This is a genomic window from Mitsuaria sp. BK041 (assembly GCF_014193085.1).
Lineage (GTDB): Bacteria > Pseudomonadota > Gammaproteobacteria > Burkholderiales > Burkholderiaceae_C > Roseateles.
This window is the reverse complement of the sequence record NZ_JACHYT010000002.1, coordinates 1,171,271-1,186,771: the sequence shown is the minus strand read 5'-3', so window position 1 is coordinate 1,186,771 and position 15,501 is coordinate 1,171,271. Positions and strand designations below refer to the sequence as shown.

Sequence of the window (15,501 nt, the reverse complement as noted above, 5' to 3'; positions counted from 1 at the left end):
GACGATGACGCCGTTGCCGTTCCCCGACTGGAGGGGGAACCGTAGAGGCTTCTTTGCTCATGAGACGCCGAACAAGCGCCCACGCGTGATGGCCAGACGCTTCAATTCCTTTGCCACCATCCTCCTGCTCGAGAGACCGTGCGCGGAGAAGTCCGCGAGCGCATGAGCCGGGTTGTCCGGCAAGGTCGGATGGTCGTGTGTCGGGTTCTCGAAGCACGGTATGCCGCAGGCGAGGAATTCGGCGACGCTCAGGCCGAAAACCGCAGCCGACCGCCGGCCAGCACGTGTGTAGCGCTCATGCGCGCCTTCGGCGGTCGTGATGGACGACCGGTCGACCGACAACTGCCCGTTGTCCGACTTCGAGGGCATGAAGCACGAACTGCAGGGGCATCCAGCGTTCAGCCCGCTGGGGTGGACCTGGCGGAACAGCAGCTCCTCCGCGTTGCTCAAGCTCATCGCCATGCGGGGCCTCCTGCGGCGTCGAGTGCGCGGAGGAACTCGGCGGCCATGACCGGGTAGGGCTTGGGATACAGCTTGCCGGTGCCGCCGATCTCGAAGCCGAAGATCTCCAGTGTTCCGTCGGCGCCGACTTCCACGGTGAGGTCCCAGGTGCCCCGGATGTACTCCATCAGCACGCCGCCGTCGGGCGATGGGAACAGGTCGCCCAGCCCGACGAGCGGGGGCCGCGCGAGCAGGAGCTGGCGGGTGACCCGCAGGGCGATCGCGGAGATCGGCGGCGCGCCGTCGTCGTTCCAATCAGCGGGCAGCGCCGCCAGTTCGGCCAGGCGGTCTTCGACAGCGGCCCATGGTGGAAGAGGGGGAGTCTCCTGGGCTTCGCCGGGATGAGCCGGCGGCGCGCAGGGAGGGATCGGCTTGGACGGCATCAGGCGGTCGGGAAGTGCGTAGGCCATTCACCGCTCCTACAGGGTTGTTGAGGAGCAATGATTCTTCGAATTCCGGTGCCTGCTGTCTCTCGCATCAATCGGCGGTAAATCGAGGGCTGGTGCCAGATCGAAGGCGTCGGAGTGACTGCGATCAGGAAAACGATCCGGGGCTGGTCGGCGCATGTGCCGGCGGCGCGGCCTCCCCCATCGCCGCCTGCCGATGCCCCGCCATCGCCTTGTAGCGCTTGACGAAGGCATCGACTTCCGCGGGGTCGATCATGTCCTCGAGCTGCGCGAAGCCGTCCGGCGAGGTGTTCCTGTGCCACGGCACGCCGCGCCGGGACATCGAGTATTTCCTCGACTCGCAGGTCGGCGAACGCCTGGTGCTCGCGTCGGCGGAAAAGGTCGCCGAGCGCCTCGGCGAGGAGCGATCCGAGCTGGTCTGTTGCGGCCATACCCACATTCCCCGGGTGCTGCGCAGTGCACGCGGGCAATGGCTGGTGAATCCGGGCAGCGTGGGCTTGCAGGCGTGGGATGACGATCACCCCGAGCCGCACGTCGCGGAGATGGGCTCGCCGGATGCGCGCTATGCCATTGCGGAGAAGATGACGCAGGGATGGCGGGTGACGTCGATCAGCGTGCCGTATGACCACGAAGCCGCTGCGCGGATCGCGGCCCGCAACGGGCGTGAAGATTGGGCGAGGTGGTTGAGGACGGGCTACGCGGCGGCTTGATTGCTCGCCGCGATACGTTCGTAGATGACCTCGGCGGGAATGGTGAGGTCCAGGGATTCCAAGTGAAGCGGCGCATCGCCGATGGACGGATGGCGCGACCACCGGCCATCGGATTCCCGGCGGTGAAGATCGATGCGGCGGCGGACATGGTCGACCAGCACGTACTCCCGCAGGGAAGGAATCCGGAAGTAGGCCTGCGCCTTCTCGGTCCGATCGAAGCGTTGCGTCGAGACCGACAGCACCTCGATGACAAGGACGGGCGCCAGCATCCACCGCTGATGCCCGCTGATCCGCTCGCAGGTGACGACGACGTCAGGATAGAAGTAGGTGCCGATGGGATTCAGCACCGCCGCGTTTTCCGAGAAGACGCGGCAAGGGCTGCCTCGCAGATGCTGATGCAGGCTCGCGGCGAGATTCATGCACGCCGTGCCGTGGTCGAGGCGAGCGCCGGTCATCGCCAGGATCTGGCCGTGGAAGAACTCGTGCCTGCGTCGCTGAAGGTCTTCCCATGCGCAGAACTCCTCGAGGGTGAGCCTGACATTTGGCTGGTCAAGGCCGGCGAACACGGCGGCCACGGGAAAGGCGATCCCTTGGAAATCGAGGCGCACCTCGCCGCCCGCCTCGTGGTGGGTCGCGGCCCATCCGCCTGACGCGTTTCGCCGCTCCACGCTGACCCCTCGGGTGCCACGGTCGACGATCAACAGCTCCTGCATGGTGTTGATGCGCCGTAAGGCGCCCAGACGCATGGCGTCGGCGATGCCGGGTGTCGCGGAGGGAAAGGTACAGGCGAACGCCGGAGAGAGACACTCGTCGGATCGAGCGAAGAACACGTCCGGCCGGACCACATCGAGATGGGTGGCGATCACGGGTTCAGCGCCCAGGCAGGCGGCCCAGGGTGACTCCTCGCCCGACGCCGCCTGGATCACCGAAGTCAGATTGACCAGCAGGCGGAAGAAGGCGGAATCGCGCGGCGGCAGCGGACGAGGGTGGCCATCGATGAGTTCATGGGCCTCTTCCTGTAGCGCTTGCCATTGAAGGAACTCGTCCGAGGTCATCGGCTGCTCGACATGGAGGTAGGACATTCGCCACTCCTGCAACTGCGTGAGGAAAGCTGGCGATTCTTCGGAAGCCGCTGTTTGGCGTCTGCCACCTCGATCAGCATGAAATCCGGCCCTCGTCCCCGATGGAGGGCGCTTGGGTGACTGGAACGAAGGGGCCGGTTCCGCGTGCTAGCGGGGCGAAGGCAGCGCGGCCTCCCCCATCGCCGCCTGCCGATGCCCCGCCACCGCCTTGTAGCGCTTGACGAAGGCATCGACTTCCGCGGGATCGATCACGTCCTCGAGTCGCGCGAACCCGTCCGGCGCGCGTTCCTCCACCATGTCGAGGATGTAGTCCAGCCCCTCCTGCCGATTGAGTTCGACGATGCGCGCGCACATCGGCCGGCGCTCGGCCTCGTAGTTGGCGAGCGCCGTCTCCACGCGTCGCTCCTCGCGCAGCGCCCTGGCGATCGCGGCGGCATCGAGGATCGCCTGCGTCGCGCCGTTCGAGCCGATCGGGTACATCGGGTGCGCCGCGTCGCCCAGCAGCGTGATGCGCCCATGCCGCCAGCGCGGCAGCGGATCGCGGTCGACCATCGGCCACTCCAGCAGCTGCGTCGCGCCCCGGATCACGCCGGGCACGTCCAGCCAGGGGAAGCGCCAGCCGCCGAAGGTCGGCATCAGGTCATCGATCGAGCCCGGCTTGTTCCAGTCCTCGCGCCCCGGCGCCGTCAGTCCGCCACCCAGGCCGTCCTCGCGCAGCCGGCGGTCGCAGATCCAGTTGATCAACTGCAGCCCGTCCGGCCGCGGTGGTGCGATCGGATAAACGACGAACTTCGCGCGCCGATGCCCCGCCTGCACCATCGTCCGGCCGTCCAGGAACGGTCGTGCCAGCGAGGTGCCGCGCCACATCATCATCCCGTTCCAGCGCGGTGCTCCTTCATCGGGATGGAACTGCCGCCGGATCGCCGAGTGGATGCCGTCCGCCGCGATCAGCACGCTCGCGCGTCGCGCCACCCGGGCGCCCGTGGCGTCCACCCCATGGGCGATGACCTCGTCGCCATCGAGCTGCGCGCTGGTGATGCGCCAGCCGCTCACCAGCCGTTCCGCGCCGAGCCGCGTCGCCGCCTCGCGCCACAGCAGCTGCTGCAACTCGCCGCGGTGCACGCTGAACTGCGGATGGCTGTAGCCGCCGACCAGGCCGCGCACATCCTCGTAGATCGTCTGCCCGTGACGGTTGGCGAAGACCAGCGCCGAGGTCGGCACCGCCATCGACGCCAGCACTGGCATCAGCCCCAGCTCGTCCAGCACCGCCACCGCATGGGGCAGCAGGTTGATGCCGACGCCCAGCGGCTTGAGTTCGGCACCGGCTTCGCAGACCGTCACGCGGTGGCCGTCGCGTTGCAGCGCCAGCGCGGCGGCCAGTCCGCCGATGCCGCCGCCGGCGATCAGGATGTCGAGGGCCATGGGCGTCTCCGGGCTCCGGGGGAATCGATCGGGTCAGGGTAAGCGAGATAGTTGCGCTATGCAACAGTATCTAAGCTCATTGCCATGAGTCGTACCCGCTCGCCCAAGACCGTCGCCGAGCCGCCTGGCGGCCCGCTGCTGCCCGTTCCCGGGCTGGACTACGGGGTGCTCGACGATCTGCTCGGCTACGCGCTGCGCCGGGCCCAGATCGCGTTGTACGTGGACTTCTACCGCGCCACCGCCGGCCTGGACGTGAGTCCGCCGCGCTTCGCGGCGCTGGTGCTCGTGGGCCGGAACCCGGGCATGCGGCAGGGACTGCTGGCGCAGGCGATGGGCCTGCACCGCAGCGGCGCGCTGCGCCTGACCGACTGGCTGACCGCCCGCGGCTGGGTGGAGCGCCAGGACGATGCCGAGGACGCCCGCAGCTGGGGGCTGTTCCTGACGGCGGCCGGCAAGCGCAAGCTGGCGGAGCTCGAGCGCCGCGTGCGCGCGCACGACGAGCGCCTGATGCGCGGCCTGGGCGATCGCGCCGCGCTGTTGAAGCTGGACCTCGAGCGGCTGGCCGCGATGGCGGCGGCCAACAACAACGACGACGGAGACAAGCGATGAACGACCCTGAACGACTGCTCACCCGCCGCGATGCCGGCCTGCTGCTCGGCGCCGCGTTGGCCGGACTGACCGGACCGCTGCGCGCGCAGACCGCGGCGATGCCGCGCATCCTGGTCGGCTTCCCCGCCGGCGGCTCCACCGACGTGATCGCGCGCCGGCTCTCCGAGGCCTGGCGCGGCCGGCTCGCCGAGGCGGTGCTGGTCGAACAGCGCGTCGGCGCGGGCGGACGCCTGGCGGTGGCTGCGCTCAAGGACGCGCCGGCGGACGGCGGCACGATGCTGCTGAGCCCGTCCTCGATGTTCACCATCTATCCGCATGTTTATCGCAAGCTGGCCTACAAGGCGGAGAGCGACGCGATCGCGGTCTCGCCGATCTGCAACGCGACCTGCGGCTTCGGCGTCGGGCCGATGGTGCCGGCGTCGGTGAAGACGCTCGGCGACTTCGTCGCCTGGGCCAAGGCGCATCCGGAGCAGTCGTCCTACGCCTCGCCCGCCGCGGGCGCGATGCCGCACTTCCTCGGCGACCAGTTCAAGCGCGCCGCCGGCATCACGCTGGCCCACGTGCCGTACCGGGGCGCGGCGCCCGGGCTGCAAGACCTGATGGGCGGCCAGATCGCCTCGGGCTGCTTCATCCTCGGCGACTTCCTGCCCCACCTGGCTAGCGGCCGGCTGCGCATCCTGGGCGTGACCGACCATGAGCGCTCGCGCTTCACTCCCGAGGTGCCGACCTTCGCCGAACAGGGCTTCAAGGGCATCGTCGGCTTGGAAAGCTACGGGATCTTCCTGCCGTCGAGGACGCCGGCCGCCGTCGTCGACAAGGTCTTCGACCTGATCCGGGTCGCGCTGCGCGAGAAGCAGGTCGTGGACGGCCTGGCCAAGCTGGGGTTCGAGCCGCTGGCGATGGCGCCGGCGGACTACGCGCGGCGGCTGGCGGCCGAGCGCGGGCAGTGGGGGCCGATCGTGCAGGCGTCCGGCTTCTCCTCGGACGACTGAGCGAGCCGCCGCCAGGCGAAGAGCGCCAGCGGGATCGCCAGCGCCGACAGCGCCAGCGCGAGCCCGCCGGCGGTGCTCCAGCCCCAGCGCTCGACCACCGCGCCCATCAGCGGCGGACCCAGCAGCGCGCCCGAGGCGCCGAACTGCGTCAGCCGTCCGCTGGCCAGCGCGAGGCGCTCCGGCGCGCGCGCGGCCAGCGGCAGCAGCGCGAAGACCAGGCTCGGGAACACGCCCGAGGCCGCGTTGACGGCGATCGCGAGCAGCGCCTGGGTGGACGCCTGGCCGCCGTCGCGCAGGGCGGCCAGGAACAGCAGGCCCGACAGTCCCAGCGAGACCGCCATGGCCACCGCGATGGCCGGCGACAGCGCGCCGCGGCGCTTCAGCAGCCACGCGCCGATCGCGCTGGCCGGCACGTTGGCGAGCGCGGCGGCGGCGGTCCAGCCGCCGGCCGTGGCCAGCGGCATGCCGCCCTGGGTGAGCAGGCTGGGCAGCAGCGCGAGCAGGCCGACCTCGGCCACCGCGTAGGCGCCGAAGGCCGCCACCAGGGCCCATAGCAAAGCGCCGGTCGCGCCAGGCGATGGCGGCGGCGCTGGTGCCGCTAGCGCTGCCGGTGCGGCCGGCGACGTGGAAGATATCGGCGATGCGGGCGATGTGAGTGATGTGGGTGATGTCGCCGATGTCGCCGATGCGGCTCTTCTTGTTGCGGCGTCGCCCGCTGCCATCGCGCGCAGGCTCACCCACAGCAGCAAGCCGCCCGCCACGCTCAACGCCTGCGCGAGGCGCCAGCCCACCGCGCCCGCCGCCCATGCGTAGGCCCAGGCGCCCACGGCCATGCCCACCGGCACGAAGGTGCTCCACAGCGCCATCGCGGCCGCCTGCCGTCGGCCCTCGGCCGCGCGGGCGATCAGCACGGGCGCCGCGACGACGATCGCGAGATAACCCAGGCTCTCGACCAGCCTCGCCAGCGCCAGCGTCACGAGGTCCTGCGCGAAGGCGCTGGCCGCCGCGCCGATGGCGAGCGCGAGCACCGCCACGGACAGGCTGGATCGGAGCCCGACACGCGGCAGCCAGCGTCCGGCGACGCCGCCCAGCGTCGCGCCGCAGACCTCCAGCAGCGAGGTCAGCGCGGCCATGGCCGCCAGCCCGAGCTGGAGCTCGCGCGCGATCGGCGGCGAGAGCGCCGCCAGCTTGCCCAGCTGGGCCGCGGCGAACACGCCGCAGAGGTAGTACAGCAGAATCCTCACTTCGGCCCTCCCGTGCCGATCCGGTCGACGCGAGGCGTGTCGACCTCCGTTTCCCTCGATGGCGACGGGGTGCGCGCGCTGGACGTGACCGCCTCGCCACTGCTCAATGACTTTCCGGTGCCTGTGCCATGAATGAATCGCCGCTGTTGTCCTGCGATGCTCGTCAGCTCGGCCGCAGCCTGCGGCTGTGGCGTTCGCTGCGCCGAATGAAGCAAGGCGCGGTCGCGGCCGAGATGCGCGTCTCGCAGACGACCGTGTCGCGCTGGGAATCGGGACTGGCGGCGCCGTCGCTGGAGGAGCAGCAGGCGCTGCGCCAGTTGATGGCCGCGCGGCTGGACAGCGCGGCTGACTTCGAACTCGGCCGCCTCGTCGAACGCGCGCCGGTGCCGGTGCACCTGATCTGCGACCTGAGCCACCGGCTGCTGGCGATGTCCCGCGCGCGGGAGCGGCACTGCCGGCTGCCGCGCGCCGAACTGATCGGCCGCGCGCTGTGGTGCTACGCCACGCCCGAGATCGTGGCGCAGGAGGCCCGGCTGGACGCGCTGGGCTGGTACGAGCCGGCGCCCGGCGCGGTGGAGTTCGAGACCGGCGCGGCCACCGAGCAGGACATGCCCATCCTCCGGAGCCGGATGCGATGGGTGCGCTTCCAACTGTCCGACGGCAGCTTCGTGCGGTTGGCCGAGACGGTCGACGAGGACGATGCCGCCGTCGATGCGGGGCGCGCGGTGGAGGCGGCGCCCGGCGTGCGGAGCGAGGCGCCGCGCGGGTGACTGGGTGAACGGTTGATCCTGCGGTCGGACGTGCGGCTGGGCGTGCGGCTGGGTGAGCGGTCGGGCAGGGCGGCGTGACGAGGGCATGGCCGCCACGCTACGGGCCCGGCCGGGCGGTCGTCCACGAATAAAAGATTCAGCGCGGCAGCAGCCGCAAGCGAAGGGGCGTGGCCGGGCGCAGCGTGATGTTGAGCACCGGCTCGGGCGCGGGCGCCCCGGGCACGGGCGCGAGGCGATACCGCTGCAGCACCATCGCGGCGATCAGCGTGATCTCCATCAGCGCGAAGTGGCTGCCCAGGCACACCCGGGGGCCGGCGCCGAAGGGCATCCAGGCGCCGCGCGGGATCTCGCGATGGCCGGCCGCCGGATCGAAGCGCTCCGGGCGGAAGGATTCCGGCTCATCGAACCAGCGCGGGTCGCGCTGGATCAGGCCGGGTGTCAGGCGCAGCATCGCCCCGCGCGGCAGCCGCAGGCCGGCGATGTCCAGCGGCTGCGTGGTCCGGCGCGAGAACAGCGCCGGCGCCGGCGGAAACAGCCGCAGCGCCTCCTTGATGCACAGGCTCAGCCAGGGCAGCCGAGTCAGGTCCGCCGCCCCGGGCTCACGACCGCCGAGCACCGCGTTCACCTCGTCGGCCGCGCGCCGCTGGGCGTCGGGGTGGGCGGCCATGCACCAGCCCCACCAGGTCAGCGCGGCGGCGCTGGTCTCGTGGCCGGCCAAGAAGGTCGTCATGCATTCGTCGCGCAGGGCCGCGTCGTCGAGCGGCTCGCCGTGCTCGTCGCGCAGCGCCATCAGCATCGCCAGCAGGTCGTCCGGCGCCGGCGCACCCTGGCGGGCGTGCTCGCGCCGCATCGCGAGGTGACCGCGGATCAGCCCGTCCAGCGATCGCAGCGCGCGGCGCTTGCCCCGCTTCCAGGGCGCCCACAGCGGCGCGCTGACCGGCACGTACATTTCGCCCATCGCGACCTTGCCGAGCTCGTGCACGGCCCAGGCCGCCTCCGCCACCGCCGCATCGCCCTCGCCGGCGGAGAACAGCGTCCGCAGGATCACGTCCATCGTGAGCAGCGTCATGAGCGACTCGAAGTCGAGCGTCACGGCCCGGGCCTCGCCCGAGCCGCCGCCCGCGCCGCCGTCCGAGCCGATGGCCGCGTCGGGCAGGCGTTCCAGCGCGCGCCGTGCGGCTTCGACCATCAGCGGCACGAAGCCGGTCACCCGCTGCGGCGAGAAGCCCGGCTGCAGCAGCTTGCGCTGGCGCTGCCACGCGGGCCCCTCGGCCACCAGCACGCTGTGTCCGTGCGCATCGGCGAAGACCGCGGTCGCGCGCTCCCAGCGGATCAGCCCGTCGTGGCCGGCGATCAGCAGCTCGCGCACGTGGTCGGGATGGAAGAAGCAGAAGTCGTCCAGGCCGAGCAGCCGCTGGTGGACCACGTCGCCATAACGCCGCTGCAGGTGGCGGAGATGGCCCAGGTAGTCACGGCGCAGCGCGAGGACCTCGGGCAACCCGCCCCAGCGGGTGGGAGGACCAGGAATGGGAACGGGGATCGGCAGGACATGGTTCATGGGAGGTCATCGTGGCGGCGACACGGCGCCTCGTCTTGAATCGAAGCGACATGACAGGGGTTTCGAGTGAGCACCATCGCCGCGGGCGCGACGCGCCTAGACTGCGGCGCCATGGACGCCTCCCTCCACCCCGGCACCATCGCCCGCCTGCGCATCCCTTCGCGCGCGTTGGAAGGCTGCGTGTATGCCTACCTCTGGCGCGACCTCGCCGGAGAGGTGGCAGGCCCATCCGCGCCCGCGCCCGCGCCCGCGCCCGCGCTCACCGAGGCGCAGTGCCAGAGCTGGTTCCCCGCCACGCCGCTGTGCGGGCTGAGCTGGACGCTCAGCGGCTGCGTGCGTGAGCTGGGCCTTGGCGGCGAGCCCGGCGACTGGCTGCCGGCCGGCGTGCTTGGCGGACCGCGCAGCGGGCCCCGGCGCTTCCAGTCGACGCCGGACGGCCGGGCCTTCATGGTCGCGATCCGGCCGGAGGCGCTGCAGGCGATGACCGGCCTGGACATCGGCGCGCTGAAGGACCGCATGGTGCCGCTGTCGGTCATCGACGATCCGGCCTGGCGTGCGCTCGACGCGGCGATGCGCGAGGCCGGCGACGAAGCGACGGCGCGTCGCACGCTCGAGGCCTTCCTGCTGCCGCGCTGGCGGACGGTGCGCGCGGCGGTGCTTGCCGACGACCCGCCGCCGCGCGGTTACGCCGGCTGGATGCAGCGCCTGGCCCTGCGCGCGATCGCGGCGGGGCACGGGCGCAGCGTCCGCCAGGCCGAGCGTCGCATCAAGCAGTGGAGCGGCCAGAGCCTGCGCGCGCTGCGGCTGGTCAGCCGCGCCGAGGCCGCCTTCCACGAGGTGCGCCGGCGCGACGAGGACGACGACGCCGTGATCTGGAGCGCCCTGGCCCAGGACCACGGCTACGCCGACCAGGCGCACCTGTGCCGCGAGACCCGGCGCCTGAGCGGTTTCAGCCCCGAGGAACTGCGCCGCCGCGTCGCCGAGGAGGAAGCCTTCTGGGCCTACCGCGTCTGGGTCTGACCGCCGCAGCGCCCGGGCGGGACTCCCTCGCCCCCGGGAGGGGGAGAGGGCCGGGGTGAGGGGGCGTCCCCGCCCATCGAGGACAATCCCCCGATGGCTGTCCTTTCCCTCTCCAACGCCCACCTCGCCTTCGGCCATGTGCCGCTGCTCGACGGCGCGAATTTCTCCCTCGAAACCGGCGACCGCGTCGGCCTGATCGGCCGCAACGGCACCGGCAAGTCCTCGATGCTGAAGGTCCTCGCCGGCCTCGAGAAGCTCGACGACGGTCTGCTGCAGCTCGAGAAGGGCCTGACCAGCGTCTACGTGCCGCAGGAACCCGAACTGCGCCCCGAAGCCACCATCTTCGACGTCGTCAGCGAAGGCGTGGCCGAGGCCAAGGCGCTGCGCGCCCGCTACGAGGCGCATGACGAGAACGACGACCTCGGCTGGGTCCAGGAGCGCATCGAGCAGATCGGCGCCTGGAACTGGGAACAGCGCGTCGACGAGACGCTGCACCGCCTCGGCCTGGACGGCGAACGCCGGGTCGGCGAGCTGTCGGGCGGTCTGAAGAAGCGGGTCGCGCTGGCCCGCGCGCTGGTGGCGCAGCCCGACGTGCTGCTGCTGGACGAGCCCACCAACCACCTGGACCTGGACGCGATCCGCTGGCTGGAGGAGCTGCTCAATGGCTTCAAGGGCTCGCTGCTGCTGATCACCCACGATCGCGCCTTCCTGGACAATGTCGCCAACCGCATCGTCGAGCTCGACCGCGGTCAGCTGCGCGGCTACCCCGGCAACTTCGCCGCCTTCCAGGCCGCCAAGGCCTATGAGCTGGAGAACGAGGCGCTGGCCAATGCGCGCTTCGACAAGCTGCTGGCGCAGGAGGAGGTCTGGATCCGCAAGGGCGTCGAGGCCCGCCGCACCCGCAGCGTCGCGCGCGTGCAGCGCCTGCATGAGATGCGCGCGGAGCGTCACGCCCGTCGCGACGTGCAGGGCAAGGTGCGGCTGGACGTGGCCACCGGCGAGTCCAGCGGCAAGATCGTCGCGGAGCTGGAAAACGTCTCCAAGCGCTTCGGCGACCGCCTGATCGTCGACGGCTTCACCGGCACCATCCTGCGCGGCGACAAGGTCGGCCTGATCGGTCCCAACGGCGCAGGCAAGACCACGCTGTTGAAGATGATCCTGGGCGAGTTGCCGCCCGACAGCGGCACGGTGCGCCTGGGCACGAAGATGACGGTCGCCTACTTCGACCAGATGCGCGACGCGCTCAACCTCAACGCCACGCTGGCCGACACCATCAGCCCGGGCAGCGAGTGGATCGAGATCGGCAACCAGCGCAAGCACGTCAAGAGCTACCTGGGCGACTTCCTGTTCTCGCCGGCGCGCGCGGACTCGCCGGTCTCCAGCCTCTCCGGCGGGGAGCGCAACCGGCTGCTGCTGGCGCGGCTGTTCGCGCGTCCGGCCAACGTGCTGGTGCTGGACGAGCCGACCAACGACCTGGACATCGAGACCCTGGAACTGCTCGAGGAACTGCTCGCCGAGTACGACGGCACCGTGTTCCTGGTCAGCCACGATCGGCGCTTCCTGGACAACGTCGTGACCTCGACCATCGTCAGCGAAGGCGCCGGCAAGTGGCGCGAGTACGAAGGCGACGTCGAGGACTGGCTGCAGCAGTCGCAGCGCGCGGCGGAGATCAAGGCGCGCCAGGCGCCGGCCGCGGCGCCGGCTCCGGCGCCCGCGCCCGCACCGGCGCCCGTCGTCGCGACCAAGCGCAAGCTCAGCTACAAGGAGCAGCGCGAGCTCGACGAAATCCCCGCCCGGATCGGCGCGCTGGAAACCGAGCAGAAGCACCTGCAGGCGCTGCTCAACAGCACCGAGCTCTACCAGCAAGGGGCCGCCAAGATCACCGAAGTCACCAACCGGGCGGCGGAGATCGACGATGAGCTGCTGGCGCTGATGGAGCGGTGGGAGGCGCTCGAGGCGAAGTGAGGGAGGCGGCCGGACTGCCAGCACCGGGCGTGGCGCCCTGACTGGTGGCAACGAACTCGGCGCCCGGACTGTCAGCACCGAGCGTGGCGCCCGGAGTGCTGGTACGGAGCAAGGTGCCCGGACCGCCAGCACCGAGCTCGGCACTGCCAGGGCATGGGGGCTCCCTCCTGGACCCCCAAGCCCTGTCCGCGCCCCGAGACATCACCGCGTGCGGCGGATTTGCGACCGAGGGGGGCGTCAGGACTTGACCGTGAGGTCGCCGAGACCGGCGTAGCGCGCCGTCACCGTCACCCCCTTCGACAGCTTCGTGGCAACGCGCCAGGAGCCCGTCGTGACGACACTGCCCGCCGGCACGGTCAGGCCAGTGCGCGTCGCCGCTTGAAGCCATCCGGCCACGACCCAGGCGGGATCGTTCAGGCCATGGCCGCCGGTACCCGCCATCGGCGCCTGGTCGCCGACGATCAGCTCGCAAGACTGGTTCGCCCAGTCGTGACCCGGCTTCCACGCCTGCCACGGGCCCAGCGCCAGCGCGCCATGCGTCTGCGCATCGGCCAGGCGCAGCAGGTTGTCGGCGCCCAGGCCGCGCTGCCAGCGCGAACCCAGCCATTCGACGGCGACGCACATCGCATCGATCAGGTGCTCGGCCTGGCCGGGCACCAGCGCGGCGGCCATATCGGGCGTGACGTCGCGCCCGAGGCGCAATGCGATCTCGGCCTCCGCGCCGATCAGGGACAGGTCACCGAAGTCGCCGCCGTTGCGCAGGCCGCGCACCTCGCGGGCGCGCAGGGGCGGCAGCGGCGACCTGCCCAGCGCGCCATCGCGCGACGAGCCGCCACACTTCCAGAACTGAACGCGTCCCGGCGCCAGCCAGTCGAGCCGCTGCGCGAGCTCGGCCTGCGCCGCGTAGGCGGCGGCCTCGTCGGGGAGCGACCAGGCGGTGTCGTCCAGCAGCGTGTCGTCGGACCAGGCCTGGGCGAGCGCGGCGCCCAGGTCGGCGGGGGAGGAGGGGCTAGGGATGGTCATGAGCGCGGATCTTAGGCGCCGCCGCTAGCATCCGGCCCGACAAGGACACACCGCGTCGGGCGAGCCTCGCGCGACAGGGAACACGGCCAGGGAGGCCCCAGATGATCGATCGCTCCGGATCAGCGGCGCGCGCCGCCGCGTTGCTCCTGTCCGCGCTGCTCGCGGCCTGCGCCACGCAGCCGCTCAATCCGTTCGGCCGCGCCTACGACGAGGAGAACGTGCTGCAGCCCGGCCCGCTCGCCGGCTGCAAGGGCAACTACGACGTCCCGCCCTACCTCGAGTTCGGCAGCAAGACCATGTATCCGGCCACGCAGCACATGAACGCGTACAGCGGCGACGTGGTCGTCGAGTTCCGCGTCGACGCGCAGGGACGGGTCACGCCGCTGACCGCCGCCGAGGGCCCGGCCCGCGCATTCATCAACCACAACAACCTGGCGATGAAGGACTGGCGCGTGCGGCCGGCCACCTGGTGGAGCACGCCGGTCGAGGTGGTCTGCCGCCTGCAGCAGAGCTACCGGATCATCGGCCCCTATGCGCCGGTCCGCGAGGACAACGCGCCGCCGCCCGAGCGCCGCTGACGGCGCGCGTCGCGTCGCCTCGGGGCGCGTCATCGCGGGTCATCCGTCGTGGCGTCATCGGCGGCCGATCGCGGCTCAGCGCCGGAGCGCCTCGCGGGCGCGCTCCAAGGCGTGCCAGAACTTCGGGTCCTGCGAGGTCGCGAAATTGATGCGCATCAGCGTGCCCGGCGTGCGGGTCGGGCTGAAGAGGATGCCGGGCGCGATCAGCCAGCCCTGGTCCATCATCGCGGGCGCGAGCCGCTCGGTGTCCACGCCCACGTCGACCCAGCCGAACAGGCCGGCCGGCGTCGCGGCGAAGCGGCAGCCCGCGTCCTCGGCCAGCCGCACGCAGCGCTGGCGGGCCGTGGCCAGGCGCGAGGCGATCCGTTCCGCATGCTTGCGCAGCAGGCCCTGCTCCAGGCACAGCGCCACCGCGCGGTCCATCAGCGGGCTGGTGGTGAGCGAGGCCAGCAGCTTGAGCTCGGTCAGCCGCGCCATGCGGTCCGCGCTGGCCGCGACGAAGCCGACCCGCCACGCCGGCGACAGCATCTTCGAGAAACCCGAGACGTAGATCGTGCGGCGCAGTTGGTCCAGCGCCGCCAGGCGCGGCGCGTGGTTGGGCGCGAACAGCGCGTAGGTGTCGTCCTCGACGATCAGCAGATCGTGCTCGTGCGCCAGCTGCAGCACCTGGTGCGCGTGCGCGAGGTCCAGCGTCGCGCCGGTCGGGTTGTGCAGCACCGACACCGTGACGTACATCCGCGGCCGGTGTTCCTCGATCAGCCGGCGCATCACGCCGATGTCGGGCCCCTGCGCGCCGCGCGGCACCGGCAGCAGCCGCATGCCGGCCTGCGACAGCCGCGCGTATTCGATCGCCCAGCCCGGGTCGTCGACCAGCACCGCGTCGCCGGGCTCGAGGAAGGCGCGGGTGATCAGGTCCAGCCCGTGGGTCGCGCCGACGGTGCTCATGATCTGGTCCGGCGCCGCCTGGATCGCGATGTCCAGCAGCCGCCGCGACAGCGCGCGGCGCAGGCGCTCGTCGCCGAGCGGCTCGCCGTAGCCCGACAGCAGCGCGTCGTCGGCGTTGGCCGCGAGCCGGCGCAGCGTCGACTGCAGCAGGCCCAGGTCCAGCCACTCCGCCGGCAGGGTGCCCAGCCCCGGCGAGCGCCGCGCGTCGGCCTGGAACATGCCGCGGATCAGCGCGCTGGCGTCGACCGGCGGCGGCAGCGGCGCCGGCGCGGGCTCGATCGCCAGCGGCGCGCGCGGCGGCGTGCGGGTTTCGCGAACGAAAAACCCTCGCTTCTTGCGCGCCTCGAGCAGGCCCTGGGCCAGCAGCTGGTCGTAGGCCGCGACCACGGTGTACGGGCTGACGCCGTGGTGCCGCGCGCAGTCCCGCACCGACGGCAGCCGCGCGCCCGGCAGCAGCAGCCGCTGCTGGATGCGCGCCGCGAAGCGCTGCGCCAGCTGCTGCGCGAGCGGCTGGCTGGCGTTGCGGGAGAGGGTGACCGGCGCGACATTCACGCTGGAGCTGGCGCTCATGCCGGCGTTGGCTGTGCTGGTGTCCATGCCAATACAGATGATGCGGTGGTATGGCTCAGTGTATTGGTTCTGTGCTGGTCGACCCCTTAGACTGGTCCGCTCAAC

The 15,501-nt window shown here is 71.6% G+C and carries 16 protein-coding genes; 7 read left to right on the top strand and 9 right to left on the bottom strand.

Annotated elements, in window-relative coordinates; translation table 11 throughout:
- Positions 1-57 precede the first annotated feature (57 nt).
- From FHT38_RS21115 to FHT38_RS25485, 3 genes are all read right to left on the bottom strand, one after another.
- Positions 58-462, bottom strand: a complete 405-nt coding sequence (locus FHT38_RS21115) for a hypothetical protein (protein ID WP_183493113.1) — start codon at positions 460-462, stop codon at positions 58-60.
- Positions 453-911, bottom strand: coding sequence for a hypothetical protein (locus FHT38_RS21110; protein ID WP_183493112.1), 459 nt, complete (start codon positions 909-911; stop codon positions 453-455). Before FHT38_RS21110 ends, FHT38_RS21115 begins: the two co-directional genes overlap by 10 nt.
- A 124-nt stretch (positions 912-1,035) precedes the next feature.
- Positions 1,036-1,164, bottom strand: coding sequence for a hypothetical protein (locus FHT38_RS25485; protein ID WP_255488882.1), 129 nt, complete (start codon positions 1,162-1,164; stop codon positions 1,036-1,038).
- Between FHT38_RS25485 and FHT38_RS21105 the strand changes: the two genes are divergently transcribed.
- Positions 1,163-1,618 (top strand): metallophosphoesterase, encoded by a 456-nt coding sequence (locus tag FHT38_RS21105; protein ID WP_183493111.1) that lies wholly within the window; start codon positions 1,163-1,165, stop codon positions 1,616-1,618. The genes FHT38_RS25485 and FHT38_RS21105 overlap by 2 nt on opposite strands.
- Here FHT38_RS21105 and FHT38_RS21100 read toward each other — a convergent pair.
- Together FHT38_RS21100 and FHT38_RS21095 are read right to left on the bottom strand one after the other, a co-directional pair.
- On the bottom strand, positions 1,603-2,700 hold the full coding sequence (locus FHT38_RS21100) for a Uma2 family endonuclease (protein WP_183493110.1): 1,098 nt from the start codon (positions 2,698-2,700) through the stop codon (positions 1,603-1,605). The genes FHT38_RS21105 and FHT38_RS21100 overlap by 16 nt on opposite strands.
- Positions 2,701-2,847: 147 nt before the next feature.
- Positions 2,848-4,122 (bottom strand): flavin-dependent oxidoreductase, encoded by a 1,275-nt coding sequence (locus tag FHT38_RS21095; protein WP_183493109.1) that lies wholly within the window; start codon positions 4,120-4,122, stop codon positions 2,848-2,850.
- A gap of 84 nt (positions 4,123-4,206) precedes the next feature.
- Between FHT38_RS21095 and FHT38_RS21090 the strand changes: the two genes are divergently transcribed.
- Together FHT38_RS21090 and FHT38_RS21085 are read left to right on the top strand one after the other, a co-directional pair.
- On the top strand, positions 4,207-4,731 hold the full coding sequence (locus tag FHT38_RS21090; RefSeq protein ID WP_183493108.1) for a MarR family winged helix-turn-helix transcriptional regulator: 525 nt from the start codon (positions 4,207-4,209) through the stop codon (positions 4,729-4,731).
- Entirely contained in the window at positions 4,728-5,723 is a 996-nt protein-coding gene (locus FHT38_RS21085; RefSeq protein WP_183483217.1) for a Bug family tripartite tricarboxylate transporter substrate binding protein, read from the top strand. The genes FHT38_RS21090 and FHT38_RS21085 overlap by 4 nt, the downstream gene beginning before the upstream one ends.
- Here FHT38_RS21085 and FHT38_RS21080 read toward each other — a convergent pair.
- Positions 5,645-6,967 carry an MFS transporter gene (locus FHT38_RS21080; protein WP_183493107.1) on the bottom strand — a complete coding sequence of 441 codons (1,323 nt, stop codon included), beginning with the start codon at positions 6,965-6,967 and terminating at the stop codon, positions 5,645-5,647. The genes FHT38_RS21085 and FHT38_RS21080 overlap by 79 nt on opposite strands.
- A 128-nt stretch (positions 6,968-7,095) precedes the next feature.
- Between FHT38_RS21080 and FHT38_RS21075 the strand changes: the two genes are divergently transcribed.
- Positions 7,096-7,737 (top strand): helix-turn-helix transcriptional regulator, encoded by a 642-nt coding sequence (locus FHT38_RS21075; RefSeq protein ID WP_183493106.1) that lies wholly within the window; start codon positions 7,096-7,098, stop codon positions 7,735-7,737.
- 136 nt (positions 7,738-7,873) lie between these two features.
- On the opposite strand, the gene FHT38_RS21070 is transcribed toward FHT38_RS21075, so the two are convergent.
- Positions 7,874-9,295, bottom strand: a complete 1,422-nt coding sequence (locus FHT38_RS21070; RefSeq protein WP_183493105.1) for a cytochrome P450 — start codon at positions 9,293-9,295, stop codon at positions 7,874-7,876.
- Positions 9,296-9,406: 111 nt separating this feature from the next.
- Here FHT38_RS21070 and FHT38_RS21065 point away from each other — a divergent pair, with 111 nt between their 5' ends.
- Together FHT38_RS21065 and FHT38_RS21060 are read left to right on the top strand one after the other, a co-directional pair.
- Positions 9,407-10,315: an AraC family transcriptional regulator gene (locus FHT38_RS21065; protein WP_183493104.1), complete on the top strand. Its 909-nt coding sequence runs from the start codon at positions 9,407-9,409 to the stop codon at positions 10,313-10,315.
- A gap of 93 nt (positions 10,316-10,408) precedes the next feature.
- Positions 10,409-12,280, top strand: coding sequence for an ATP-binding cassette domain-containing protein (locus FHT38_RS21060; protein WP_183493103.1), 1,872 nt, complete (start codon positions 10,409-10,411; stop codon positions 12,278-12,280).
- Between the two features lie 237 nt (positions 12,281-12,517).
- Here the strand turns inward: FHT38_RS21060 and FHT38_RS21055 are convergent, their stop codons facing one another.
- The gene (locus tag FHT38_RS21055) at positions 12,518-13,303 is read right to left on the bottom strand and encodes a fumarylacetoacetate hydrolase family protein (RefSeq protein WP_183493102.1); all 786 of its coding nucleotides are present in this window, start codon (positions 13,301-13,303) and stop codon (positions 12,518-12,520) included.
- 101 nt (positions 13,304-13,404) lie between these two features.
- On the opposite strand from FHT38_RS21055, the gene FHT38_RS21050 reads away from it, so the two are divergent.
- Positions 13,405-13,881 (top strand): energy transducer TonB, encoded by a 477-nt coding sequence (locus FHT38_RS21050; protein ID WP_147239841.1) that lies wholly within the window; start codon positions 13,405-13,407, stop codon positions 13,879-13,881.
- A 75-nt stretch (positions 13,882-13,956) separates the two neighbouring features.
- On the opposite strand, the gene FHT38_RS21045 is transcribed toward FHT38_RS21050, so the two are convergent.
- On the bottom strand, positions 13,957-15,396 hold the full coding sequence (locus FHT38_RS21045) for a PLP-dependent aminotransferase family protein (protein WP_091731695.1): 1,440 nt from the start codon (positions 15,394-15,396) through the stop codon (positions 13,957-13,959).
- Positions 15,397-15,501 lie beyond the last annotated feature (105 nt).

Bases quoted from the DNA above. Each gene is read 5' to 3' on its own strand.
- FHT38_RS25485 (WP_255488882.1), bottom strand. From the start codon at position 1,164: ATGATCGACCCCGCGGAAGTCGATGCCTTCGTCAAGCGCTACAAGGCG.
- FHT38_RS21060 (WP_183493103.1), top strand. From the start codon at position 10,409: ATGGCTGTCCTTTCCCTCTCCAACGCCCACCTCGCCTTCGGCCATGTG.
- FHT38_RS21055 (WP_183493102.1), bottom strand. From the start codon at position 13,303: ATGACCATCCCTAGCCCCTCCTCCCCCGCCGACCTGGGCGCCGCGCTC.
- FHT38_RS21065 (WP_183493104.1), top strand. From the start codon at position 9,407: ATGGACGCCTCCCTCCACCCCGGCACCATCGCCCGCCTGCGCATCCCT.
- FHT38_RS21110 (WP_183493112.1), bottom strand. From the start codon at position 911: ATGGCCTACGCACTTCCCGACCGCCTGATGCCGTCCAAGCCGATCCCT.
- FHT38_RS21075 (WP_183493106.1), top strand. From the start codon at position 7,096: ATGAATGAATCGCCGCTGTTGTCCTGCGATGCTCGTCAGCTCGGCCGC.
- FHT38_RS21115 (WP_183493113.1), bottom strand. From the start codon at position 462: ATGGCGATGAGCTTGAGCAACGCGGAGGAGCTGCTGTTCCGCCAGGTC.
- FHT38_RS21090 (WP_183493108.1), top strand. From the start codon at position 4,207: ATGAGTCGTACCCGCTCGCCCAAGACCGTCGCCGAGCCGCCTGGCGGC.
- FHT38_RS21085 (WP_183483217.1), top strand. From the start codon at position 4,728: ATGAACGACCCTGAACGACTGCTCACCCGCCGCGATGCCGGCCTGCTG.
- FHT38_RS21100 (WP_183493110.1), bottom strand. From the start codon at position 2,700: ATGTCCTACCTCCATGTCGAGCAGCCGATGACCTCGGACGAGTTCCTT.
- FHT38_RS21050 (WP_147239841.1), top strand. From the start codon at position 13,405: ATGATCGATCGCTCCGGATCAGCGGCGCGCGCCGCCGCGTTGCTCCTG.
- FHT38_RS21105 (WP_183493111.1), top strand. From the start codon at position 1,163: ATGTCCTCGAGCTGCGCGAAGCCGTCCGGCGAGGTGTTCCTGTGCCAC.
- FHT38_RS21070 (WP_183493105.1), bottom strand. From the start codon at position 9,295: ATGAACCATGTCCTGCCGATCCCCGTTCCCATTCCTGGTCCTCCCACC.
- FHT38_RS21045 (WP_091731695.1), bottom strand. From the start codon at position 15,396: ATGAGCGCCAGCTCCAGCGTGAATGTCGCGCCGGTCACCCTCTCCCGC.
- FHT38_RS21095 (WP_183493109.1), bottom strand. From the start codon at position 4,122: ATGGCCCTCGACATCCTGATCGCCGGCGGCGGCATCGGCGGACTGGCC.